This is a genomic window from Streptomyces sp. NPDC059850, assembly GCF_042731515.1.
In the GTDB taxonomy this organism is placed as follows: Bacteria; Actinomycetota; Actinomycetes; order Streptomycetales; family Streptomycetaceae; genus Streptomyces.
Window position 1 is genome coordinate 12,641 of record NZ_JBHWJI010000080.1, and the last position, 22,246, is coordinate 34,886.

The 22,246-nt window shown below is 72.1% G+C and carries 19 protein-coding genes; 8 read left to right on the forward strand and 11 right to left on the reverse strand.

Going from position 1 to position 22,246, the window contains the following annotated elements:
* The 4 genes from cseB to ACFV9T_RS39030 all read right to left on the reverse strand — a co-directional run bounded on the left by cseB (window position 1) and on the right by ACFV9T_RS39030 (window position 3,193).
* The gene (cseB, locus tag ACFV9T_RS39015; RefSeq protein ID WP_385447585.1) at window positions 1-711 is read right to left on the reverse strand and encodes a two-component system response regulator CseB; all 711 of its coding nucleotides are present in this window, start codon (window positions 709-711) and stop codon (window positions 1-3) included.
* A 9-nt stretch (window positions 712-720) separates the two neighbouring features.
* The gene (locus tag ACFV9T_RS39020) at window positions 721-1,431 is read right to left on the reverse strand and encodes a hypothetical protein (protein WP_385447588.1); all 711 of its coding nucleotides are present in this window, start codon (window positions 1,429-1,431) and stop codon (window positions 721-723) included.
* A gap of 26 nt (window positions 1,432-1,457) precedes the next feature.
* The gene (locus ACFV9T_RS39025; protein WP_385447591.1) at window positions 1,458-2,009 is read right to left on the reverse strand and encodes a SigE family RNA polymerase sigma factor; all 552 of its coding nucleotides are present in this window, start codon (window positions 2,007-2,009) and stop codon (window positions 1,458-1,460) included.
* Window positions 2,010-2,272: 263 nt separating this feature from the next.
* A complete protein-coding gene (locus ACFV9T_RS39030; RefSeq protein WP_385447593.1) occupies window positions 2,273-3,193 on the reverse strand; it encodes an A/G-specific adenine glycosylase in 921 nt (306 codons plus the stop codon).
* Between the two features lie 239 nt (window positions 3,194-3,432).
* Between ACFV9T_RS39030 and ACFV9T_RS39035 the strand changes: the two genes are divergently transcribed.
* A complete protein-coding gene (locus ACFV9T_RS39035) occupies window positions 3,433-4,296 on the forward strand; it encodes a hypothetical protein (protein WP_385447596.1) in 864 nt (287 codons plus the stop codon).
* 77 nt (window positions 4,297-4,373) lie between these two features.
* Here ACFV9T_RS39035 and disA read toward each other — a convergent pair whose 3' ends face one another.
* Both disA and radA read right to left on the reverse strand, forming a co-directional pair.
* Window positions 4,374-5,432 carry a DNA integrity scanning diadenylate cyclase DisA gene (disA, locus tag ACFV9T_RS39040; RefSeq protein ID WP_385447599.1) on the reverse strand — a complete coding sequence of 353 codons (1,059 nt, stop codon included), beginning with the start codon at window positions 5,430-5,432 and terminating at the stop codon, window positions 4,374-4,376.
* A 259-nt stretch (window positions 5,433-5,691) separates the two neighbouring features.
* Complete coding sequence (radA, locus tag ACFV9T_RS39045) at window positions 5,692-7,113, reverse strand: DNA repair protein RadA (RefSeq protein WP_385447602.1); 1,422 nt, start codon at window positions 7,111-7,113, stop codon at window positions 5,692-5,694.
* 182 nt (window positions 7,114-7,295) lie between these two features.
* Between radA and ACFV9T_RS39050 the strand changes: the two genes are divergently transcribed.
* Window positions 7,296-8,978, forward strand: a complete 1,683-nt coding sequence (locus ACFV9T_RS39050) for a sigma-70 family RNA polymerase sigma factor (protein WP_385447605.1) — start codon at window positions 7,296-7,298, stop codon at window positions 8,976-8,978.
* Between the two features lie 257 nt (window positions 8,979-9,235).
* Here ACFV9T_RS39050 and ACFV9T_RS39055 read toward each other — a convergent pair whose 3' ends face one another.
* Complete coding sequence (locus ACFV9T_RS39055; protein ID WP_385447608.1) at window positions 9,236-10,072, reverse strand: hypothetical protein; 837 nt, start codon at window positions 10,070-10,072, stop codon at window positions 9,236-9,238.
* An 85-nt stretch (window positions 10,073-10,157) separates the two neighbouring features.
* Here ACFV9T_RS39055 and ACFV9T_RS39060 point away from each other — a divergent pair, with 85 nt between their 5' ends.
* The 4 genes from ACFV9T_RS39060 (at window position 10,158) to ilvD (ending at window position 14,659) form a co-directional block, all read left to right on the forward strand.
* Window positions 10,158-11,087, forward strand: coding sequence for a Ppx/GppA family phosphatase (locus ACFV9T_RS39060; RefSeq protein WP_385447610.1), 930 nt, complete (start codon window positions 10,158-10,160; stop codon window positions 11,085-11,087).
* 78 nt (window positions 11,088-11,165) lie between these two features.
* Window positions 11,166-12,011, forward strand: a complete 846-nt coding sequence (locus ACFV9T_RS39065; protein WP_385447612.1) for a sugar phosphate isomerase/epimerase family protein — start codon at window positions 11,166-11,168, stop codon at window positions 12,009-12,011.
* Window positions 12,008-12,664: a TetR family transcriptional regulator gene (locus ACFV9T_RS39070; protein WP_385447614.1), complete on the forward strand. Its 657-nt coding sequence runs from the start codon at window positions 12,008-12,010 to the stop codon at window positions 12,662-12,664. The genes ACFV9T_RS39065 and ACFV9T_RS39070 overlap by 4 nt, the downstream gene beginning before the upstream one ends.
* 144 nt (window positions 12,665-12,808) lie before the next feature.
* A complete protein-coding gene (gene ilvD, locus ACFV9T_RS39075; RefSeq protein WP_385447617.1) occupies window positions 12,809-14,659 on the forward strand; it encodes a dihydroxy-acid dehydratase in 1,851 nt (616 codons plus the stop codon).
* A 1-nt stretch (window position 14,660) separates the two neighbouring features.
* Here the strand turns inward: ilvD and ACFV9T_RS39080 are convergent, their stop codons facing one another.
* Window positions 14,661-16,892, reverse strand: a complete 2,232-nt coding sequence (locus ACFV9T_RS39080) for a PQQ-binding-like beta-propeller repeat protein (RefSeq protein ID WP_385447634.1) — start codon at window positions 16,890-16,892, stop codon at window positions 14,661-14,663.
* A 143-nt stretch (window positions 16,893-17,035) separates the two neighbouring features.
* On the opposite strand from ACFV9T_RS39080, the gene ACFV9T_RS39085 reads away from it, so the two are divergent.
* Window positions 17,036-17,326 carry an SH3 domain-containing protein gene (locus ACFV9T_RS39085; protein ID WP_385447620.1) on the forward strand — a complete coding sequence of 97 codons (291 nt, stop codon included), beginning with the start codon at window positions 17,036-17,038 and terminating at the stop codon, window positions 17,324-17,326.
* An 89-nt stretch (window positions 17,327-17,415) separates the two neighbouring features.
* Here the strand turns inward: ACFV9T_RS39085 and ACFV9T_RS39090 are convergent, their stop codons facing one another.
* Window positions 17,416-18,930: a SulP family inorganic anion transporter gene (locus ACFV9T_RS39090; RefSeq protein ID WP_385447623.1), complete on the reverse strand. Its 1,515-nt coding sequence runs from the start codon at window positions 18,928-18,930 to the stop codon at window positions 17,416-17,418.
* Between the two features lie 234 nt (window positions 18,931-19,164).
* Window positions 19,165-19,551, reverse strand: a complete 387-nt coding sequence (locus ACFV9T_RS39095; protein ID WP_385447626.1) for a hypothetical protein — start codon at window positions 19,549-19,551, stop codon at window positions 19,165-19,167.
* A gap of 486 nt (window positions 19,552-20,037) precedes the next feature.
* On the opposite strand from ACFV9T_RS39095, the gene proC reads away from it, so the two are divergent.
* Window positions 20,038-20,847: a pyrroline-5-carboxylate reductase gene (gene proC, locus ACFV9T_RS39100; protein WP_385447628.1), complete on the forward strand. Its 810-nt coding sequence runs from the start codon at window positions 20,038-20,040 to the stop codon at window positions 20,845-20,847.
* Between the two features lie 3 nt (window positions 20,848-20,850).
* Here the strand turns inward: proC and trpS are convergent, their stop codons facing one another.
* Window positions 20,851-21,870 (reverse strand): tryptophan--tRNA ligase, encoded by a 1,020-nt coding sequence (gene trpS / locus ACFV9T_RS39105; protein ID WP_385447631.1) that lies wholly within the window; start codon window positions 21,868-21,870, stop codon window positions 20,851-20,853.
* Window positions 21,871-22,246: the final 376 nt, after the last annotated feature.

The following is a 22,246-nucleotide window of genomic DNA, read 5'->3' on the forward strand; positions in this document are numbered from 1 at the left end:
TCAGCCCCTGAGCTTGTAGCCGAAGCCGCGGACCGTCTCGATGCGGTCCTGGCCTATCTTGCCGCGCAGCCGCTGGACATGGACGTCGACGACCCGGGTGTCCCCGCCCCAGCCGTACTCCCACACCCGCTCCAGCAGCCGGTCGCGGGAGAGCACGGTGCCGGGCGCGGCCGAGAACTCCAGCAGCAGCCGCATCTCGGTCGGCGTCAGCGCGACCTGCTCACCGCCCTTGCGGACCTCCATGCCCTCCGGGTCCACCTCCAGGTCGCCGAAGCGCAGCACCCCGCCCTCGGGCTCGTCCGGGTCCGGCTGTTCGCCGCCGCGGCCGCCGGGGCCGCTGGCGTGGCCGAAACGCCGCAGTACGGCGCGGATGCGGGCGACCAGCACGGCGCCGTCGAAGGGCTTGGTGACGTAGTCGTCGGCCCCGGCCTCCAGGCCCAGCACCACGTCGATCGAGTCGGCGCGGGCCGACAGCATGATCACGGGCACGGTGGACTCGTCACGGATCCGGCGGCACAGGCTGACCCCGTCCAGGCCCGGAACCATCACATCCAGCAGGGCGATATCGGGCCGGGAGGCCCGGAACCGCTCAAGACCGGTCAGCCCGTCGGGCGCGGCCGTCACCAGGAAGCCGTCGCGCTCCAGGGCGAGCTGGGTGGCCTCGCGGATGACGTCGTCGTCCTCGACGAAGAGCACATGGGTTTCGGCCACAGCCTCGGTTCAGCCTTCCGTTCCGTCGTCCTCGCCGCTGTCCTTCACGGCGGCGCTGGGAGCGGGGTCCTCCGTGGGGCCGTTCTTGCTGTAGTCGGTGTGCTTGTGCCGGATCACGGTGAACGCCTCCCTGCTCGCCGCCCAACGGTAGGTGATCACATCTTCGCGTGAAGGGCAGCAGACGGTGTCACCCGAGGCGTACGAGAGCTTGGTGACGCTCAGATCGCCCTTGACGACGTCGGCGTAGACCGGCGGCTGCTCGTCGCTGAAGACGTTCTCGTACCGAGGCCCCACCTTGCGGTACACATACGAGCCGATGCCGAAGCCGTCGTCGCAGCTCGTGACGTTGATGACGAGGTCGGACGCGGCGGGTCCGGTCAGCTTCCCCCGGGCCACCTCCACCGGGTAGCCCTTGACCGGCTTCCCCTTCCCGGCCGCCGCCGTGCACGGCTGGAGGTGCGACTTCAGGTCCTGGCCGACCTCCGGGTCCTCTTTGATCAGCCGCACCGCTTCGGCCTTCCGCACGGCCGGGGGCTTGGTCGTCCCGCCGCTCGCGTACGAGCCGTGGTCCTGCGCGGCGGGCGAGGTCCACTGGGTGCGGGCCGGGCCCTCGGTCCGCACGCCCTGACTGCTGAAGCTGCATCCGGCCAGCATCCAGCCGCCGGCGGCCGCGAGGCCCACGACCGCGCCGCCGGTGATGATGGCGGACCTGCTGGGCATGCCACTACTGCCGGGACGGGCCTTGATCAGGCCGCGCACCGTTCCTGCCCCCGCTCCTGGCGGTCGCGCACGCGGGCATCCAGCTCGCGGCTCTCCAGCTCCTGCCGCAGCCGGGCGAGCGCCCGGTGCAGCGTGCTCTTGACCGTGCCGGTCGACATACCGAGCGCCTCCGCCGTCTCCTCCGTCGTCATCTGCTCCCAGTGTCGCAGCACCACGACACTGCGCTGCTTGGGAGCCAGCACCCCGAGGATGTCCATCAGCAGGGCCCGGTCGGCGTGCTGCTCGGTGCCGTCCTCGACGCTGGACTCCGGCAGCTGCTCGGTGGGCACCTCGTCCAGCTTGCGGGCGCGCCACCACTCGGTCCGGGTGTTGATCATGACGCGGCGGAGGTACGCGTCGGCGAGGGACTTGTCGGCTATCCCGTCCCAGCGGCCGTAGGTGCGCACGAGCGCGGTCTGCAGGAGGTCCTGTGCCTCGATCGGGTCCGGAACCAGTCGGCGGGCGCTGCGCAGCAGCGCGTCCTGCCGGTTGCGCACGTACTCCTCGAAGTCCAGAACCTTGCCGCTGCTGCCGGTCATCACGCAGCCCTCCATCCCGCTGTCTTCCCCACGTTGGATGCCGGTCGTTCGCCCGGCACGGGAAGGACGCTACGGAGGGGCTGTTGCGGCGCCATGTGCGTCAGCACCTCGGGATACGCACAGCTGTCCATAGGTTGTGTAACAGCGGAACCCGGTTCGACGGAGTGTCAGAACCGGGTCCTGGCAGTGTCACAGCTCTGTCACAGACGCCCTGGTGAGGCCGTGAAACCGGGCTGTGGCAAGGGGCGTCGGATCAGGTCGGTTCAGGTCATCGGCAGCCGGTAGCGGCCGCCCGCGAGCGGTTCGACGAGACCGTCGGAGACCAGCCCGTCGAGCGCCCGGGCCCGCTGCACCGGCTCGTTCCACACCTGGTCCAGCGCCGCCTGCGGCACCGGCGCGACCGCCTCCCGCAACACCGCCAGCAGCTTGCCGCGCACCTGACGGTCCGTCCCGGCGTACGTCTGGCCGCGCCTCGGCGGGCCGTCGTGCTCCGGCGAACCGGCTCCGCGCCAGGCGCAGGACGCGGCGATGGGGCAGCGGGCGCAGTCGGGGGTGCGGGCCGTGCAGACCAGCGCGCCCAGCTCCATGGTGGCCGCCGCCCAGCGCGACGCCGTCCGCTCGTCGTCCGGCAGCAGGGCGCGGGCGAGCTTGCGCTCGGCGGCGGTGGTGGCGTTCGGCGGGTACTGGGCGCCGCCGACCGCCCGCGCGAACACCCGGCGCACATTGGTGTCCAGCACCGGGTGGCGCTGTCCGTACGCGAACGAGGCCACGGCCGCCGCCGTGTACTCGCCGACCCCCGGCAGCGCGAGCAGCTGCGCGTGCTCCGCCGGTACGTCACCGCCGTGCCGCTCCCTTATCGCCGCCGCCGCGCCGTGCAGCCGCAGCGCGCGGCGCGGATAGCCGAGGCGGCCCCAGGCGCGGACCGCCTCACCGGGCGGTTCGGCGGCCAGGTCGGCGGGGCGCGGCCAGCGGGCGAGCCACTGCTCGTACACCGGCAGCACGCGGCTCACCGGCGTCTGCTGGAGCATGAACTCGCTCACCATCACACCCCACGCCCCCGCCTCCGGGCGGCGCCAGGGGAGGTCGCGGGCATGGGCGTCGAACCAGTCGATGACGGGCCGGTGTAGCTCGGCACCGTCGGGGGTCGGGGTTGCGGCGGCCGGGGCGGCGGAAATGGCAGTCATCACATCCGATCCTGACATGACGGAACGCCCGATGGGGGTCGGAGGCGCGGGCGTTCGGGTCGAGCCGGGGCAGATCTGTGCGAAACGGTGTAATTCAGGTGAGGATGCGCGGCGGGCGGCCGGGTGCGGACCGGGCTGTTGTCGCCCAGGTGGCCGATCCGGTCGGATGATGAGAAAAGTAGGGAGTCCGGCGGCGGTTATTGGCGGGTGCGGAGGCTGATCTCCCATAGAGTTTCCGCGTGGGATCTCTGCGCAATCCGATCGGGCCGCTTCCCTCCTCCATCTACTGGCGGCGGAGGGCTGTTGCGCTGGCCCTGCTCGCAGTCATCGCGCTGCTCGTCATCTGGGCCTTCGGCTGGGGTGGTTCGGGCGGCGGCGGAAGCGACGAGGGGAAGGGTCCGGGCGGCGGCGGCCCCGCACGCACGATCACCCCCGGGCCGACCACCTCCGGGCCGGTGAACAGCCAACGGCCGGGCGGCCGCGACGAGTCGGACACCGGGGGCACGGGCCCCGGTTCGGGTTCCGGCTCCGGTTCGGACTCCGGCTCCGGCTCCGGTGACACCGGCGGTACGGGCGTGGACGGCGACGGCGGTACGGGCGATACGGGCGGCAGCGGGGCCACCGGCGGCACCGGCGACGGACTCGGCGACGGGGACGGCCGGGGGCTGCCCGTCGGGTCGAGCCTGCCGGAGTGCGAGCGCGGCGATGTCGAGCTGACGGTGCGCAGCGTCAAGGACGCGAAGGTGAAGAACACCTACGAGGCGGATGAGAAGCCGACGTTCGAAATCACCGTGAAGAACTCCTCGAACAGCTCCTGCGCGGTGGACTTCGGCCGGGCGGCCGCCTCCCTGACCATCACGGACGCCGACAACGAGCATGTCTGGGCCTCGGACGACTGCCCCGAGGGCACCGCCACCGCTCTGATCGAGGTGCCCGCCTCCGGTGAGACCAAGCGCACCGTGGAATGGGACCGCGAGCGCACCGCCGCCCACTGCGCGACGCCGAAGGGCGGCAAGGCGGCGGGCCCCGGCACCTACCTGGTCGAGGCGAAGCTGGACGGCCTGGGCGCGGCCAAGGTGTCGTTCGTCCTCGCCAAGGATTAGCGGCTGACGGCAAGAGCAGAGGGGCCGGATCCGACGATGCGGATCCGGCCCCTTCTGTTATGTCGCTCGCCGTGCCGTTACACGTACCGCTCCAGGATCGACGACTCCGCCAGCCGCGACAGGCCCTCGCGGACCGAGCGGGCCCGGGCCTCGCCCACGCCGTCGACCATCTGCAGATCGTCCACGCTCGCGGCCAGCAGCTTCTGCAGCCCGCCGAAGTGCTCCACCAGCCGCTCGATGATCGCCCCCGGCAGCCTCGGCACCTTGGCCAGCAGCCGGAAGCCGCGCGGCGAGACCGCCGAGTCCAGGGTCTCGGGCGAGCCCGTGTACCCCAGGGCGCGGGCCACGATGGGGAGTTCGAGCAGCTCGGTGTGGGTGAGCCGGTCCAGCTCGGCGAGCGCGTCGGCCACGGTGCGGGTGCGCTTGGCGGTCGGCTCGGGCACGTAGTCCCGTACGACCAGCTCCCGCTCCGGCTCCACGCCCGCGATCAGCTCGTCCAGCTGGAGCGAGAGCAGACGGCCGTCCGTGCCCAGCTCCACCACGTACTCGGCGATCTCGGTGGCGATGCGCCGGACCATCTCCAGCCGCTGCGCCACCGCGCTGACGTCCCGGACGGTGACCAGGTCCTCGATCTCCAGCGCGGAGAGCGTGCCCGCGACCTCGTCCAGCCGGAGCTTGTACCGCTCCAGGGTGGCCAGCGCCTGGTTGGCGCGGGACAGGATGGCGGCGGAATCCTCCAGGACCCGCCGCAGCCCGTCCACGTACAGCGCGATCAGCCGCATGGACTGGCTGACGGACACGACCGGGAACCCGGTCTGGATGGAGACGCGCTGCGCTGTGCGGTGCCGGGTGCCGGTCTCCTCGGTGGCGATCGCCGCGTCCGGGACGAGCTGCACCCCCGCCCGCACGATCTTGCTGATGTCCTTGTCGAGAACCAGCGCCCCGTCCAGCTTGCACAGTTCGCGCAGCCGGGTGGCGGTGAATTCGACGTCGATGATGAAGCCGCCGGTACACAGCGACTCGACGGTCTTGTCGGTGCCGAGCACGATGAGCCCGCCCGTGTTTCCACGGAGGATGCGCTCAAGGCCGTCGCGCAGCGCCGTGCCCGGCGCGACGGCGCTCAGAGTGGCACGCATCAGACTGTCGGCTTTGCCGGGATTCGATGCCCGGTCGCCTGCTGCCACTGCACTCCTCCGTCACAAGGTCTGAATCGGTGCCGCGAGTCGCCCTTCCGCGCCGCTGACGAGGCCACGTACGGGCGAGACCAGGGCAAAGTCTACCGGCGGTCCCCGGCCTCCCGTGGGGTCTCCCGGCGTACGCCCGTGGGCGGCAGGTGGAGCGCGGCTTCCCCGGCGGTCCGGATCGCCCCGCTCACCACCGCGAACGCCCCCTCGCTCACCCCCGCTCGGGGGCGTCCGCCCGCGCGCGGTCCGTGCGCTCGCGCCGGGGCAGGACGCGCAGTGCGTCCCCTATGTCCGCCACCTCCAGCACCCGCATACCGTCCGGGACGCGGCCCGGATCGGTGGGCACCAGGGCGTGGGTGAAGCCCAGCCGGGCGGCCTCGGACAGCCGCCGCTGCACCCCCGTGACCCGCCGGACCTCGCCCGCGAGCCCCACCTCGCCGATCGCCACCAGGTTCTTGGGCAGCGGGGTGTCGCTCGCGGCGCTCGCCAGCGCGAGCGCCACCGCGAGGTCCGCCGCGGGCTCCGACAGCTTCACCCCGCCCACCGTGGCGCTGTAGATGTCGCGCTTGCCGAGCGCGCTGATCCGGCCGCGCTGCTCCAGGACGGCCAGCATCATCGAAACCCGGGAGGTCTCAAGACCTGAGGTGGTGCGGCGGGGGGAGGGGATCTGCGAGTCGACGGTGAGCGCCTGCACCTCGGCCACCAGCGGGCGGCGGCCCTCCAGGGTGACGGTCAGACAGGTGCCGGGCACCGGCTCGGCGCGCCGGGTGAGGAACAGCCCGGACGGGTCGGCGAGGCCGGTGATGCCCTCGTCGTGCAGCTCGAAGCAGCCCACCTCGTCCGTCGCCCCGTACCGGTTCTTGACGCCGCGGACCAGCCGCAGCCGGGCGTGCCGGTCGCCCTCGAAGTGCAGCACCACGTCGACCAGGTGCTCCAGCAGCCGGGGGCCCGCGATCGCCCCGTCCTTCGTCACATGGCCGACCAGCAGCGTGGACATGCCGCGCTCCTTGGACGCCCGGATCAGCGCCCCGGCCACCTCGCGCACCTGGGCCATGCCGCCCGGTGCGCCGTCCAGCTCGGGTGAGGCGACGGTCTGCACGGAGTCCAGGACCAGCAGCGACGGCTTGACCGAGTCGAGATGGCCGAGCACGGCGGACAGATCGGTCTCGGCCGCGAGGTAGAGATGCTCGCTCAGCGCCCCGATGCGGTCGGCGCGCAGCCGGACCTGACCGGCCGACTCCTCCGCGGTCACATACAGCGTGCGGTGGTCGTCGCTGGCCGCCTTGGCCGCGACGTCCAGCAGCAGCGTCGACTTGCCGACGCCCGGCTCCCCGGCGAGCAGCACCACGGCGCCGGGGACCAGGCCGCCGCCGAGCACCCGGTCCAGCTCGTCCACACCGGTGGAACGGGCGGTGGCCTGGCGGCCGTCGATCTGGCCGATGGGCAGGGCCGCCGAGGTGACCCGGCCGGGCGCGGTGGTCCGCACGGCGGGCGCGCCGAACTCCTCGACCGTGCCCCAGGCCTGGCACTCCGGGCAGCGGCCGAGCCACTTGGCGGTGGTCCAGCCGCACTCGGTGCAGCGATAGGAGGGCCGGTCCTTGGCGGATGAACGGGAGGAGCTACGGGCAGCCATGACGCCAACGCTAGCGCCGGCCACCGACAGCGGGGTGTGCGGGCTGCTTGTGGGCTCATAGCAGTTCCGGCGCGCGGAAGAGGGACACCTGTCCCCTTATGAGGGAGATGGTCACCCGTAAGGGTTAAAACTGCCGAAGTAAGGCGAGCAAGTCTGCTTCATCCGCCTACGGTCGCCGGGTGATGAGCAGCAGGTCCGAGCACTCGACACACGCCACCGGCGCACACCGGGCGCAGCGCCGCGCGCCCCGCGTCGCCACCACGCGCCCCCAGCGGCCTCCCGCGCGCTACGAGCCGTATCTGGACGGTCTGTTCACCTACTGCCTGTCGGTCCTGTGCGAGCACGACGCCGCGGCGGTCACGCTCGGCGATGTGCTGGCCGTCGCCGAGCGGCGGCTCGGACGGGGGCGCGGGCGCGGCCGCGCGGAGGCCGAGGAGGAGCCGAGCCGCCCGTGGCTCTACGCGGTCGCCCGCTGGGCCTGTCTGCGCAAGCTCGCCGAGCTGCGGGAGCGGCGGGAGCCGCGCGGGTCATGGGAGCCGACGGGCGGGCGGGGCGGTCCGGACACCGCGCTGCCCGAGCCCGTCGCCGACCGGCGCCGCCGCGAACTCGCCGCGCTCGCCTGGCCCGAGGCCGCCGGGACCACCGCCGCCCAGCGCGAGGCCCTTGAACTCCACGTCCGCCACCAGCTCGGCCCCGCCGAGGTCGCCGCCGCGCTCGGCAAGGACGCCGACGAGACCCGCGCCCTGCTCTCCAGCGCCGCCTGCGAGGTCGAGCGGACCCGCGCCGCGCTCGCCGTCGTGGAGCTGGGCCACTGCCCGGTCGTCGCCCGGCTCGCGGGCGACACCCAGGTGCTGCTCTCCGCCGCGCTCCGCCGTGAGCTGGTGCGTCATGTCGACGACTGCCGCGAATGCCGCCGGATGGCCGAGCGGGCCACGGCCGACGGCCCCTGGCCCGGTACGGCCGCCGCCCCCGCCGCGCTGCCGCTGGTGGAGGCGGACCGCTCCGCCGTGCACGCCGCGATGCTGTGCTCCCTGAGCGCACGCCCCGCGCGCGCCGCGGCCGGTCCGCGCTTCGACCGGCGCGGCTTCCCGCTGGACCCCCAGGACCGGGCCGCCCGCCGCCGCCGACTGCGCAGCCGCGCCCTGACCACGACCGTGGTCGCCACGGTCGTGGCCGCCCCGGTGCTCGCCCTGTGGGCCGCCTACCGGGGCGCGCCGCTCGCCGGTGACGAGCACGACACGGACTCGGTGGCCGCCGCCGCGGCGGACGGTGAGCAGGATCGGTCCGCCGGGCCTACGTACGAGCAGGCGGGCAGTGCGCAGGACCGTTCCGGCGCGGCCAAGCTGCGCGGTCGGGCCGGTACGTCGGCCCCCGACGTGACGGTCGAGGTCATCGGCGTGGACGGCAAACCCGAGCGGCACGCCAAGGCCACCGGGCGCTCCCGGAGCGACACCCGCCCCGGCGACGGCTCCGCCCCCTCCCGCCCCGCGCCCGGCCCCGGGCGGCTCACCGTGGAGGCCCAGCCGAGCGGCGATGTGACGGTCATCACCCTGTCCGCCTCGGGCGGCGCCCCGGTGCGCTGGTCGGCCTCGGCGCCGGGCGCGTCCTGGCTCCAGCTGAGCCGCACCGCGGGCGAGCTGCGCCCCGGCCAGTCGGCGACGATCACGGTCGCGGTCGACCACGACCGCGAGCCCCCCGGCCGATGGCGGGCCCGAGTGACGGTGGCGCCGTCGGGCGCGATGGTGGTGATCGAGGGCCGAGGCACGCCCCCCGCCCCGACCCCCACCCCATCAGCCCCGTCCCCGGACCCCACCCCACCACCGTCCACCCCACCCTCGTCGGACTCGCCGACGCCCAAGGGATAGGGGGCGCGTCTTCCCCCACCCCGCCCCTTCCCGAAACCGGGGGCTGCACCCCCGGACCCCTGCACGTGCCGGGCTTCGCCGGAGCGGCGGCTCGCTGTCGCGGCGGGCTCTAGGGGGGCGCAAAGTCGCGCCCGGGCCCGCCCCCGGGGCGGGGGTCCAGGGGGCGTAGCCCCCGGTTACGGGAAGGGGCGGGTAGGGGAAAGTTCCGCCCTCAGTCCACCACGGTCGCGGGGTCCAGGGGGCGCAGCCCCCTGGGGTCAGCTCGTCGGGTCCGCCGGGTGGGGGGCTACCAGGGGGAGGGAGGTCGCCAGGCGGGCCTCGCACAGCTCCACCAGCCGGTCGTACCCCGCCTTGCCCATCAGCTCCGTCAGCTCCGGCCGATACGACACGTACACCGGATCCCCGGCGCCATGCGCCGAAACGGCCGAGGTGCACCACCAGTGCAGGTCGTGCCCGCCCGGCCCCCACCCCCGCCGGTCGTACTCACCGATCGTGATCTGCAGCACCCGCGTGTCGTCCGGCCGGTCGATCCACTCGTACGACCGCCGCACCGGCAGCTGCCAGCAGACGTCCGGCTTGGTCTCCAGCGGTTCACGCCCCTCCCGGAGCGCCAGGATGTGCAGCGCACAGCCCGCGCCACCCGCGAAACCGGGCCGGTTCTGGAAGATGCACGAGCCGTCGTAGCGGCGCGTCTGACGGTCGCCGTCCTCGTCCTCCTGCACCCACCCCCCGGTGTGTCCCTCGTCGTGGAACTGCCAGACCTCCGGGGTCAGCCGGGACATATGGCGGGCGACCCGCTCCTCGTCCTCCTCGTCCGAGAAGTGCGCGCCCAGCGTGCAGCAGCCGTCGCTCGCGCGCCCGGCCTGGATGCCCTGGCAGCCCTGGCCGAAAATGCAGCTCCAGCGCGAGGTGAGCCAGGTCAGGTCGCAGCGGAAGACCTGCTCCTCGTCGGCGGGGTCGGGGAATTCGGCCCAGGCGCGGGCGAAGTCCAGGCCGACCTCGTCCGCGGGCGGCTCCGCCGGGGACGGGACCTGCTCCGGCTCCGGGGCGTTCTTCCGGCCTTTGTCCTGCTTCGCCTTTTTCGTCGTTGCCACGGTGCAAGGGTATGCCCCCGGCGTGAACGCCCCGGGGACGGGATCCCGTGCATGGCCACACCGGCCGCACAGTAGCGTTCTGGCCATGAGACTCGGTGTCCTCGACGTGGGTTCGAATACGGTCCATCTGCTGGTGGTGGACGCACACCAGGGCGCCCGCCCGCTGCCCGCCCACTCCCACAAGGCGGAACTGCGGCTGGCCGAACTCCTCGACGGCGACGGAGCCATCGGTTCCGAAGGCGTCGACCGCCTGATCGCGGTGGTCAAGGAGGCGCTGGAGGCGGCCGAGGACAAGGGTGTCGAGGAGGTGCTGCCGTTCGCGACCTCCGCCGTCCGGGAGGCGGCCAACGCGGACGGCGTCCTCGCCCGGGTCGCCGAGGAGACCGGCGTACGGCTGCGCGTGCTCAGCGGCGAGGACGAGGCCCGGCTCACCTTCCTGGCCGCCCGCCGCTGGTGCGGCTGGTCGTCGGGGAGGCTGCTGCTCCTGGACATCGGCGGCGGCTCGCTGGAGATCGCGTACGGCCTCGACGAGGAGCCCGACGCGGCCGTCTCGCTGCCGCTGGGCGCGGGTCGGCTCACCGCAGGCTGGCTGCCCGGCGATCCGCCCGACGCGTCGGACATCCGCTCCCTGCGGCGGCACGTACGCACCGAGATCGCCCGCGTCGTCGGCGACTTCAGCCGCCACAGCACACCGGACCAGGTGGTCGCCACCTCCAAGACCTTCAAGCAGCTGGCCCGGATCGCGGGCGCGGCGCGCTCCGCCGAGGGCCCGTACGTGGAGCGCAGGCTCACCCGCGAGGCGCTGGAGGAGTGGGTGCCCCGGCTGGCTGCCATGCCCGCCGCGGCCCGCGCCGAGCTGCCCGGGGTCTCCGAGGGGCGCGCCCCGCAGCTGCTGGCCGGGGCGCTGGTCGCCGAGGCCGCCATGGATCTGTTCAAGGTCGACGTGCTGGAGATCTGCCCGTGGGCGCTGCGCGAGGGCGTCATTCTGCGCCGCCTGGACCACCTGCCCACCTGACCTGATCGGGCCTGCCCGAATGACGTGATCGGCAGTCGCGGTTTAGTCGCACAGAGCAGCGGCCGTACGCTGTCCCTCGTGACAGAGCCAGTGGTGCGCATCCCGGATGCGAAGGTCGCCCTGTCCACCGCCTCGGTCTATCCGGAGTCGACGGCGACGGCCTTCGAGATCGCCGCGCGGCTGGGCTACGACGGTGTCGAGGTCATGGTGTGGACCGATCCGGTCAGCCAGGACATCGAGTCGCTGCGCCGCCTCTCGGATTATCACGGGGTGCCGATCCTTGCCGTGCACGCGCCATGTCTGCTGATCACTCAGCGGGTGTGGTCCACCGACCCATGGGTCAAGCTGCAGCGGGCCAAGGTGGCGGCCGAGCGGCTGGGCGCGTCGACCGTCGTCGTCCACCCGCCGTTCAGATGGCAGCGCGGTTACGCCCGCGAGTTCGTGAGCGGAATCTGGCGGATGGCGGACGAGACCGACGTGCGATTCGCGGTGGAGAACATGTTCCCGTGGCGGTACCGCGACCGCGAGATGCTCGCGTACGCGCCGGACTGGGACGTCACCAAGGACGACTACCGGCACTTCACGATCGACCTCTCGCACACCGCGACCTCCCGTACGGACGCCCTGGACATGGTGGACCGGATGGGCGACCGGCTCGCCCATCTCCACCTCGCCGACGGCCAGGGCTCCAACAAGGACGAGCACCTGGTTCCGGGGCGTGGCTCCCAGCCCTGCGCGGAGCTGCTGGAACGTCTCGCCAGAACCGGCTTCGACGGCCATGTGGTGGTCGAGGTGAACACCCGGCGGGCCATGTCCCAGGCCGAGCGCGAGGCCGATCTCGCGGAGGCGCTGGCCTTCACCCGGCTCCATCTGGCCTCCCCGACCCCGGCCTCCCGGGCGGGCCGGGCGGTGCGCCGGAAGTGACACCAGCCACACCCCCGCCGTCCGCCGGGCCCCCGCCGCCCCCCGCCGGTCCCCGCCGAGGCCGTGGCCGCCCCGCCCGCGGCAGCACGGCCGACGGCCCCGGGGCCCGTGACCGCATCCTGACCGCGGCGCGCAACGAGTTCGCCGAGCGCGGCTACGACAAGGCCTCGATCCGTGGCATCGCCAAGGCCGCCGAGGTGGACCCGGCGCTGGTCCACCACTACTTCGGCACCAAGGACCAGGTCTTCGGCGCCGCGATCGAGCTGATCCTGGCGCCCGCCATGGGCGCCCCGGAGGCGGTGCACAGCGGCGGCCGGGAGGGCGCGGGCGAGCGGATGGCCCGCTACTTCTTCGCCACCTGGGAGAACCCGGTCACCCGGCTGCCCCTGCTGGCGGTGATGCGCTCCGCGCTCACGAACGAGGCGGCCGCCGCCGTCCTGCGCGGCATGATCGAGCGGCGGCTGCTGCTGCGGATGGCCCGCGACCTGGACGTACCGGACCCGAAGTTCCGCGCCCAGCTCGCGGCCGCCCAGATCCTCGGGATCGCGATGCTGCGGTACGTGATCAAGATGGAGCCGGTGGCCTCGGCGACCGTCGAGGAGATCATCGCCATGGTGGGTCCGACGCTCCAGCGGTACCTCACCGAGAAGTGATCCGTGATTCCACACTGTGAGCCGCCCGTCTCTGGATCTGGACACCGCATCGGGATTCGCACCCCGCAGGCGTAGAGTCAGAAGACTCCGATCCGATACATCAGGTCCGATTCGCCGGACGCACTTACGAGGGAGCCGAGTACCGTGCCCGAGCTGAGGTCTCGCACCGTCACCCACGGCCGCAACATGGCGGGCGCGCGCGCCCTTATGCAGGCTTCCGGCGTAGCGCGCGAGGACTTCGGCAAGCCGATCGTCGCCGTGGCCAACAGCTTCACCGAGTTCGTCCCCGGCCACACCCACCTCCAGCCGGTCGGCCGGATCGTCAGCGAGGCGATCCACGCGGCGGGCGGCATCCCGCGCGAGTTCAACACCATCGCCGTCGACGACGGCATCGCGATGGGCCACGGCGGGATGCTCTACAGCCTCCCCTCCCGCGACCTGATCGCCGACTCCGTCGAGTACATGGTCGAGGCGCACTGCGCGGACGCGCTGATCTGCATCTCCAACTGCGACAAGATCACGCCCGGCATGCTGATGGCCGCGATGCGGCTCAACATCCCGACCGTCTTCGTCTCCGGCGGCCCCATGGAGTCCGGCCGCGCGACCCTCGTCGACGGCACGGTCCGCAAGCTCGACCTGATCACCGCGATCTCCGAGGCCGTCAACGACAAGGTCTCGGACGAGGACATCGCCCTCATCGAGGACAACGCCTGTCCGACCTGCGGCTCCTGCTCCGGCATGTTCACCGCCAACTCGATGAACTGCCTCACCGAGGCGATGGGCCTCGCCCTGCCGGGCAACGGCTCGGTGCTGGCCACCCACACCGCCCGCAAGGAGCTGTACGAGACGGCCGGGCGCACGGTCGTGGAGATCACCAAGCGCCACTACGAGCAGGACGACGAGACCGTCCTGCCGCGCGCCATCGGCTCGCGTGCCGCCTTCGAGAACGCCATGGCCCTCGACATCGCCATGGGCGGCTCCACCAACACGATCCTCCACCTGCTGGCCGCCGCCCAGGAGGCCGGTCTCGACTTCGACATGCAGGCCATCGACGAGATCTCCCGCCGACTGCCCTGCCTGTCCAAGGTCGCGCCCAACATCGCCCCCGGCGGCGTCTACTACATGGAGGACGTCCACCGGGCCGGTGGCATCCCCGCCATCCTCGGCGAGCTGTACCGCGCGGGCCTGCTCAACGAGAGCGTGCAGTCGGTGCACTCCGACTCGCTCGCCGACTGGCTCAAGCAGTGGGACATCCGCGGCGGTTCGCCGTCCGCCGAGGCCGTCGAGCTGTTCCACGCCGCCCCCGGCTGCGTCCGCTCCGCGACCGCCTTCTCGCAGTCCGAGCGCTGGGACACCCTGGACACCGACGCCGAAGGCGGCTGCATCCGCGACGTCGCGCACGCCTACTCCACCGAGGGCGGCCTGGCCGTCCTCTACGGCAACATCGCCGAGGACGGCTGCGTGGTGAAGACCGCGGGCGTCGACGAGTCGATCTGGACCTTCGAAGGCCCGGCCGTCGTCTGCGAGTCGCAGGAGGAAGCCGTCGAGCGGATCCTGAACAAGCAGGTCAAGGAGGGCGACGTCGTCGTCATCCGCTACGAGGGCCCCAAGGGCGGCCCCGGCATGCAGGAAATGCTCTACCCCACCTCCTTCCTCAAGGGCCGGGGCCTGGGCAAGGCCTGCGCGCTGATCACCGACGGCCGCTTCTCCGGCGGCACCTCGGGCCTGTCCATCGGCCACGCCTCCCCCGAGGCGGCCTCGGGCGGCACTATCGCCCTGGTCGAGGACGGCGACCGGATCCGCATCGACATCCCGGCCCGCACGATGGAACTCCTCGTCCCCGAGGAGAAGCTGGCCGCCCGCCGCGAGGCCCTCGGCGGCGTCTACGCCCCGAAGAACCGCGAGCGCAAGGTCTCCACCGCCCTGCGCGCCTACGCGGCCATGGCCACCAGCGCCGACAAGGGCGCCGTGCGGGACATCACCCAGCTGGGCTGATTCACCACCGCTCCGGATCCCGGGCGTCCACGGCGAACACCGTGCCGTCCGGGGCCGTGGCGAAGACCTTGCCCGCCGCCGCGACCGGCGCGGGCATCAGGGCCAGAAAGCCCTGATCGCCGGAGCGGTCCGCGCGGGGGCGGGTCTGGCCGAGCAGGCGGCCGCGCCGCGTATCCACGGCCAGCACCCGGCCGTCCGCCGACGAGAAGTACAGCCGCTCGCCCGAGGCCACCAGCGGTGAGGCGTTGGCCACCGAGGTCTCCGTCCGCCACCGCTGAGCCCCGCGCGCCGTGTCGACGGCCACCAGCCCGCCATCCTCGGCCAGCAGAAACACCCGGTCGCCCCGGACGGCGGCGCTGCTCAGGGACACCGGCACGGTCAGCTCGGACCGCCGCTCCGCCCGCCGCGCCGGATCGTACGAGACGACAGCGGCGGTACGGCTCCGGCTGTCGGCCTCGGTCAGGTGCAGAACCCCGTTCGGGCCCGCCCCGACGGGGGTGAGGGTGCCGGAGAGCGAGCGCTGCCAGCGCGTCGTACCGCGCACCGTGTCGATCGCCGTGACCAGGGTGCGCCGCCCGTCCGGGGCGGTGGTCAGGGCGTACGCGGTGCGGCCGTCCCCGTACGAGAAGAAGCTCGGCTCCGCGTGCCCGGGCAGCGCATGGCTCCAACGCTCCCGGTCCGTCGTCCCGTTGACCGCCGTGACGGTGCCGTCCGCCGCGACCAGCAGCACCGTGCCGCCCGCGGAGTAGACCCGGCCGCCGTACGCGGACACCTCGCGGCTCCACCGCACCCGGTGGGTACGCGGCTCCAGCGCCTCCAGCCGCGTCCCGTCCGGCGACATCACCCGCACCAGACCGTCCGCCGGGACGGGCGCGCCGGTGGTCCCGCCGGGGCGGCTCGTCGTGGCGGGACGCGACCACACCACCCGGCCGTTGGCGGCGTCGATACGGGCGGCCTGGACGCCGCGCGCCGCGCAGTACAGTGCGCCGTCCCCGTACGAACAGGACGCGGGCCGCGCGCCCTTGGCCGCCGCCCCGGTCGCGCCGCCGCCGAGTAGCTCCCGCTCCCAGGGCCGCCAGGTGGCGGTGGCGGTCGCGGCGCTGTTCTGCGGGTGCCGCTCCGTGGCGGACTCCCGCTCGTTCAGCTGACGCAGCCCCACGACCGTGCCCGCACCCAGCAGGACGAGCGCGGCGAGCGCCGCCGGAACCCACCGCCGCACCCGCGGCGCGGACTCCTCCGAGGCTTCCTCCGGCTCGGGCCCTTCCGGCTCCGGCCCGGACGCCACCTCAGACTCAGACAGAACAGCCTCATCCGCGACAACCGGCTCAGCCACAACAACCGGCTCCGCCACCCGCTGCGCCGGGAGAACCACGGGCACGGGCCCCCGCGCCTCCGGCGGCCGGGGCCCGCGGACCGCCCGCAACACGGTCATCAGCGCATCCGGCGTGGGCCGTTCCGCCGGGTTCTTGGCCAGGCAGCGCTCGATCAGCGGCAGCAGTTCGTCCGGCACCCCCGCCAAGTCCGCCTCGTCGTGCACCACTTGATACGCCACGATGTACGGGCTCTCGGACTCGAACGGCCCCCGCCCCGTCGCCGCGTGCACCAGCAGCGACCCCAGCGCGAACACATCCGCCGCCGGACCCACCGCCCGTGGCCGCTGGAACTGCTCGGGCGCCATGAACGGCGGCGTGCCGATCAACTTGCCCGTCTCGGTGCGCAGTTCGCTGTCGGACGGCCGGGAGATCCCGAAGTCGATGACCTTCGGACCGTCCGCCGCGAGCAGTACGTTGCTGGGCTTCAGATCGCGGTGGACGACGCCCACCCGGTGGATGTCGCGCAGCGCCTCCGCGAGCCCGGCCGCCAGCGCGACCACCTCGTCCGGCGCCAACGAGCCGTTCCGCTTGACGTGTTCGGCCAGCGTCGGGCCGGGGATGTACGTGGTGGCCATCCACGGCCGCACGCCCTCCGGGTCGGCGTCCACGACGGGCGCGGTGAACGCCCCGCTGACCCGCCGCGCGGCCGCCACCTCCTGCCGGAACCGCGCCCTGAACTCGGGGTCTTCGGAGAACTCGGCATGGATGACCTTCACCGCGAGCCGTCGTCCTGACGCCGAGCGGGCGAGGTGGACCACGCCCATGCCACCCGCGCCGAGGCGTGCCTCAAGCCGGTACTGCCCGGCGTACTCCGGATCTTCCGCTTCTGGCCCCGTACCGGCTCCGCGCACCGGCGGCATGCCCCACCCCCGTGAATTCGGCCGCGTCAGCGACTCGGCGAGCCTAGTCGATGACACGTACGAGACTCGTTAACCTACGCATGTCGTGTCACTTAATCCGACATGTGCACTACGTCGGAACGAAGTTCAACGGGGGAGGCCACATGGCCATCGAAGACACCGCCATGGAAAGCACCGTCGCGCAAGCGGTCACCTATCCGACCGCGCCGGGCTACCAGGTGAACGTCCGCAGCGGTCCCGGCACCGGCTACACGCTGGTCAAGAAGCTGCCGGTCAATACCCGCGTGTCGATCCGCTGTCAGACGCACGGTCAGCGGGTGTCCGGTCCGTACGGCTCGACGGACATCTGGGACTGCATCGCCCCGGGGCAGTACGTCTCCGACGCGTACGTGAAGACGGGCAGCGACGGCTTCGTCGCCGTCGCCTGCGGCTGAACCGCGCGCCCCGGCGACCCGGCGAAAAGCCCCGGGCCCCCGGCGCGGGATGCGCCGAGGGCCCGGGGCTGGGCTGTTCGGGTCAGTCGTTACGCCAGTACTTTGGCGTCGGCTTCGGCTTCGCTGGTCTCCGCGTGGTGGACCACCGCGTTGTGCCGCTCGGTCCAGGTTGCCAGCGCCATCTCACAGGCGTGGTCCACATGGCGCAGTCCCCTCAGGTCCAGCTCCACGGTCCGCTCACGGGGCAGCCCCTCCAGCTCGTCCAGGAGCTTGGGCAGCCGCAGGAAGGTCGCGTTGCCGAGCACCCGCACCTTGATGGGCTGGTCGTCGGCGGCGTCGCGGCCCTTGACGTCGATGTGGACGTGCGAGGTCTCCCAGGCGGTCTTGATGACCGACAGCAGCAGACCGATGATGACGCCCTCGAACATGTCGGTGGTGACGATGGCCCCGGCGGTCACGATCAGGATGATCGCCTCGCCCCGGCGCTCACGCCACAGCGGCAGCAGGTCCTTGGTCGGGATCAGCTTCCAGCCCGCGTGCACCAGCACACCGGCGAGCGTCGCGATCGGGATGATGCCCAGCGCGGAGGGGAAGAGGACCGCGAAGACCAGCAGCCACACACCGTGCAGGATGCGCGAGAGCTTCGTCTTGGCACCGGCGAACACATTGGCCGAGCTGCGCACGATCACCGCGGTCATCGGCAGCGCGCCGAGCACACCGCACACCGCGTTACCGGCGCCCTGCGCCATCAGTTCCTTGTCGTACTCGGTGCGCGGACCGTCGTGCAGCCGGTCCACGGCCGCCGCGCTGAACAGGCTCTCCGCCGACGCGATCAGCGTGAACGCGAGGACGGTTCCGATCATGCCTACTTCGGCCAGTTGGGTGAACTCACCGATGCCGGGGGGCTGGATGGCCTCCAGCAGACCCTTGACCTCGACCCGGGCGACCGGCAGATCGAGGCTGACCGTCGCGATGGTCGCGAGCGCGACCGCGGCCAGCGGTGCGGGCAGGATCTTGACGCCCTGCTTGAACCGCGGCCAGAAGACCAGGACCAGGATGGTTCCGACGCCGATGGCCACGGCCGTGAGCGAGTCGCTCGACCCGGCCACATCGCTGATCAGCCCGGGAATGCCGAAGATCTTGTCGAGCCCGCTGCTCGGGGCCTTCATGTCACCGAGCGCGTAGAGCTGCCCGGCGATCAGTACGAGGCCGATACCGGCCAGCATGCCCTGCACCACGGCGAGCGAGATCGCCCGGAACCAACGGCCAAAACCCAGGGCGCCCATGGCCAGCTGGAGCAGTCCGGAGATCAGGACGAGTACGCCCAGCGCCGCGACGCCGTATTCCTGTACCGCCTCGTACACCAGCACGGTCAGACCGGCGGCGGGTCCCGACACCTGCAGGCTGCTGCCCGGCAGGAAGCCGGTGACCAGACCGCCGACGATGCCGGTGATCAGGCCCAGCTCGGCCGGGACGCCGGAAGCGACGGCCACGCCCACGCACAGGGGCACGGCCACCAGGAAGACGACGAGGGACGCCGTGAAGTCGGCGCGGAACGTCCCGGCGCCGGGGGACGAGCCCGCGGCGCCGCCGGCGCCGCGCATTCGGGACAGAAGAGAATTTCGCATGAGGGTTGCCTCCAGTGCGCCCCGTCACCGGCTCAGGGCAGGCGGGGGCACGGCATAGCACTTCGTCAGTGGGATCGATGGAATCGGTCGCTGGCGGTGAAGCTCGCTCGCTCACACAGAGAGGTGAGCAAGCGTGAAACGTGACGCGCTAAGGCGTACAGAACGAGCCGTCACGGGCCGTCGGCATATGACGGCTCGGCGGCGCAGCCCTCAGCAGCGGAAAATCTGGAGAATGACGGGCAACTCGCCCGATCTCGAGACCGGCACGGCCTGCCGACCCGTCAGGGATTCGCTGATCGCGGTGCGCGGCAACCGCACCCCCGCGTCGCATCCGCACACACATCCGTATTTGCCGCTCGGTGTGGGCGCGGTCAGCGGTGCGCGTCCATTGCGGAGCCCCTTGCAGTCCTCCACCCCGCTGTCATGGTGGGTGGAGATGGCCTTGATGATCGGCTTGGGGTCGGCGGACGCCGTCGAGGTGATCGTTTCGGGGTGGGTGACCTGCGCTGACGCGGTGTCCGCGGCGATGAAGAGAGCGAGCAGTACGGATACCACGACCAGGAGCCCTCGAGCGGTATGCCGGACCGTCCTCACCATCGCCTCCCTCCTGTACGTATCGACACTCAACTCCATTGTGTCCAGAAGCCCGTGACCATTTGCAAGTCGATATGTAACCAACTTGTGAATGAAGGGGCGTCGAACAGGACGGGTTCCTTCCGGTCGCCCCGGCGGACGCCAGCGCGCACGGGCGATCGGGTCGCGCTGGACCGTCTGGAGGAGCCGTGAAAAATATTATTCATCGAACAATGAATAATGCGCTTGGGTGACGGCCATCATGGGGACGGTTCCTCCGGTTCGTGTCGCGGCGTGGTGCTGTCGGCGGGCCCTGTCGCGCCCTTCCGACCCCCGCTAGGTTGCCGGACCGAACCTGAACGCAGCCTGAAGTCCTGAAGCGCTCTTCAGCAGGTCACCCATGAGGTTCCGGTCCGCAAGCGATCGCCGTAGGGGGCCGCGTCGCCCGGCGCCCGGTGCGAGGATGAGAGACGTCCATCCATCGCAGCAACGCACGAGGTGAGCCGCACTATGACGGAGACGGTTGCCGTACTCGGCACGGGAAAGATCGGCGAGGCCCTGCTCAGCGGAATGATCCGCGGTGGCTGGAAACCGACCGATCTGCTGGTCACCGCCCGCCGCCCGGAGCGCGCCCAGGAACTGCGGTCACGCTACGGCGTCGAGGCTGTCACCAACGCCGAGGCGGCCAAGGCCGCCGACACCCTCATCCTCACCGTAAAACCGCAGGACATGAGCACGCTGCTGGACGAGCTGGCCCCGCACGTGCCCGCCGACCGGCTGGTGATCTCCGGCGCGGCGGGCATCCCGACCTCCTTCTTCGAGGCGCGCCTGGCCGTCGGCACGCCTGTCGTGCGCGTCATGACCAACACCCCCGCCCTCGTCGACGAGGCCATGTCCGTCATCTCGGCGGGCAGCCACGCCCAGGAGGAGCACCTCGCCCACGCCGAGGCGATCTTCGGCGGCGTCGGCAAGACGCTCCGCGCCCCGGAGAGCCAGCAGGACGCCGCGACCGCCCTCTCCGGCTCCGGTCCCGCGTACTTCTACTTTCTCGTCGAGGCCATGACGGACGCCGGAATCCTGCTCGGGCTGCCCCGCGACAAGGCCCACGACCTGATCGTCCAGGCGGCGATCGGCGCCGCGACGATGCTGCGCGACAGCGGCCAGCACCCGGTCTCGCTGCGCGAGGCCGTGACCTCCCCCGCGGGCACCACCATCAACGCCATCCGCGAGCTGGAGAGCCACGGCGTACGCGCCGCCCTGATCGCCGCCCTGGAGGCGGCCCGCGACCGCAGCCGCGAGCTGGCCTCCGGCAACGGCTGACTCTCAGGCGGACGGCAGCAGCCCCACCGCCGCATAGGCGGCGTCGACGCGTGGCCGGGCCAGCGCCCGGGCGCGCTCGGCTCCGGCCCGCAGCACCCCGTCCACATAAGAGGGGTCGGCGCTCAGCTCGGCGTGCCGGACCCGGAGCGGCCGCAGCAGCTCCACCACCGCCTCGGCCACCGCGCCCTTCAGCGCCCCGTACGAGGTGTACTCGTCGGCCAGCACCTCCGGCTTGCCCCCGGTGCACGCCGCGAGCACCTCCAGCAGATTCGCCACACCGGGCCGCTCCTCCCGGTCGTACCGGACGTCGCTGCCGCTGTCCGTGACCGCCCGCATGATCTTCTTGCGCACGGTGTCCGTCTCGTCCAGGAGATAGACGATGCCCCTGCCCTCGCCGTGCGACTTCCCCATCTTCGACAGCGGGTCCTGCAGATCCATCACCCGCGCCGCCACCGGCGGAGGCGTCGCGCGCGGCACGGTGAAGACCGGCCCGTAGCGCTGGTTGAACCGCCGCGCCAACTCCCGGGTCAGCTCCACGTGCTGCGTCTGGTCGTCACCGACCGGCACCTCGTCCGTCCCGTACGCCAGGATGTCGGCCGCCATCAGGGCCGGATAGGTGAGCAGCGACAGCCGTACGCTCCTGTCGCGCGCCGACTCCTGCGCGACCTTCTCCTTGTACTGGATCATCCGCCGCATCTCGCCGTCGGAAGCCGTGCACTCCATCAGATAGGAGAGCCGGGCGTGTTCGTCGACCTGGCTCTGGACGAACAGGGTGCATTGCTCCGGGTCCAGACCGGCCGCCAGGAACAGCGTGGCCGTCTGCCGGGACAACCGTCGGACCCGCGCCGGATCGTGTTCCACCGTCAGCGCGTGCAGATCGACGACGCAGAACAGCGCGTCGGCCCGGTACTGGTCCTCTTCTACCCACCGGCGCAGGGCGCCGAGGTAGTTGCCGAGGGTCAGATGCCCGGTCGGCTTCACCCCGCTGAAGATCCGGGGACGTGCCGTCGTGGTGTGTGCCATGGGTCTGCTCTCTCCCGCTGTCTCGGGACCGCCGGGCCGGACGGCCGGGTCCGCGAGGGGGAGGAGAGATGCGAACGGCCGCCGGAGCGGCGGCCGTGGAAGTGCATGCGCTGGGGGCGGCCGCCGGTCAGGCGGGCCACCACTGTGCGATGTGCGCATGCTGCGTCATGCCTCTGAGCGTACGCCCCGCAGGGCGGCCCGGCACGGGTTTGAAGGCCGCCGCGGCGTCGTGTAGTGTTCTTCGAGTTGTCACGGAGTCCGCAGGGAAACGGGACAGCACTTCGAGCCGCACCGGCGGCAAACCACTCAGCACGACCCCCAATCGGGAACGACTTCGGCATGCCGAAATCCGGAACGAAAAGCTCGATTATGAGCT

Excerpts from the sequence above, each read along its gene's own strand:
- ACFV9T_RS39020 (WP_385447588.1), bottom strand. The coding sequence starts at position 1,431 with ATGCCCAGCAGGTCCGCCATCATCACCGGCGGCGCGGTCGTGGGCCTC.
- ACFV9T_RS39025 (WP_385447591.1), bottom strand. The coding sequence starts at position 2,009 with ATGACCGGCAGCAGCGGCAAGGTTCTGGACTTCGAGGAGTACGTGCGC.
- ACFV9T_RS39030 (WP_385447593.1), bottom strand. The coding sequence starts at position 3,193 with ATGACTGCCATTTCCGCCGCCCCGGCCGCCGCAACCCCGACCCCCGAC.
- disA (WP_385447599.1), bottom strand. The coding sequence starts at position 5,432 with ATGCGTGCCACTCTGAGCGCCGTCGCGCCGGGCACGGCGCTGCGCGAC.
- radA (WP_385447602.1), bottom strand. The coding sequence starts at position 7,113 with ATGGCTGCCCGTAGCTCCTCCCGTTCATCCGCCAAGGACCGGCCCTCC.
- ACFV9T_RS39050 (WP_385447605.1), top strand. The coding sequence starts at position 7,296 with ATGAGCAGCAGGTCCGAGCACTCGACACACGCCACCGGCGCACACCGG.
- ACFV9T_RS39060 (WP_385447610.1), top strand. The coding sequence starts at position 10,158 with ATGAGACTCGGTGTCCTCGACGTGGGTTCGAATACGGTCCATCTGCTG.
- ACFV9T_RS39080 (WP_385447634.1), bottom strand. The coding sequence starts at position 16,892 with ATGCCGCCGGTGCGCGGAGCCGGTACGGGGCCAGAAGCGGAAGATCCG.
- ACFV9T_RS39085 (WP_385447620.1), top strand. The coding sequence starts at position 17,036 with ATGGCCATCGAAGACACCGCCATGGAAAGCACCGTCGCGCAAGCGGTC.
- ACFV9T_RS39090 (WP_385447623.1), bottom strand. The coding sequence starts at position 18,930 with ATGCGCGGCGCCGGCGGCGCCGCGGGCTCGTCCCCCGGCGCCGGGACG.
- ACFV9T_RS39095 (WP_385447626.1), bottom strand. The coding sequence starts at position 19,551 with ATGGTGAGGACGGTCCGGCATACCGCTCGAGGGCTCCTGGTCGTGGTA.
- proC (WP_385447628.1), top strand. The coding sequence starts at position 20,038 with ATGACGGAGACGGTTGCCGTACTCGGCACGGGAAAGATCGGCGAGGCC.
- trpS (WP_385447631.1), bottom strand. The coding sequence starts at position 21,870 with ATGGCACACACCACGACGGCACGTCCCCGGATCTTCAGCGGGGTGAAG.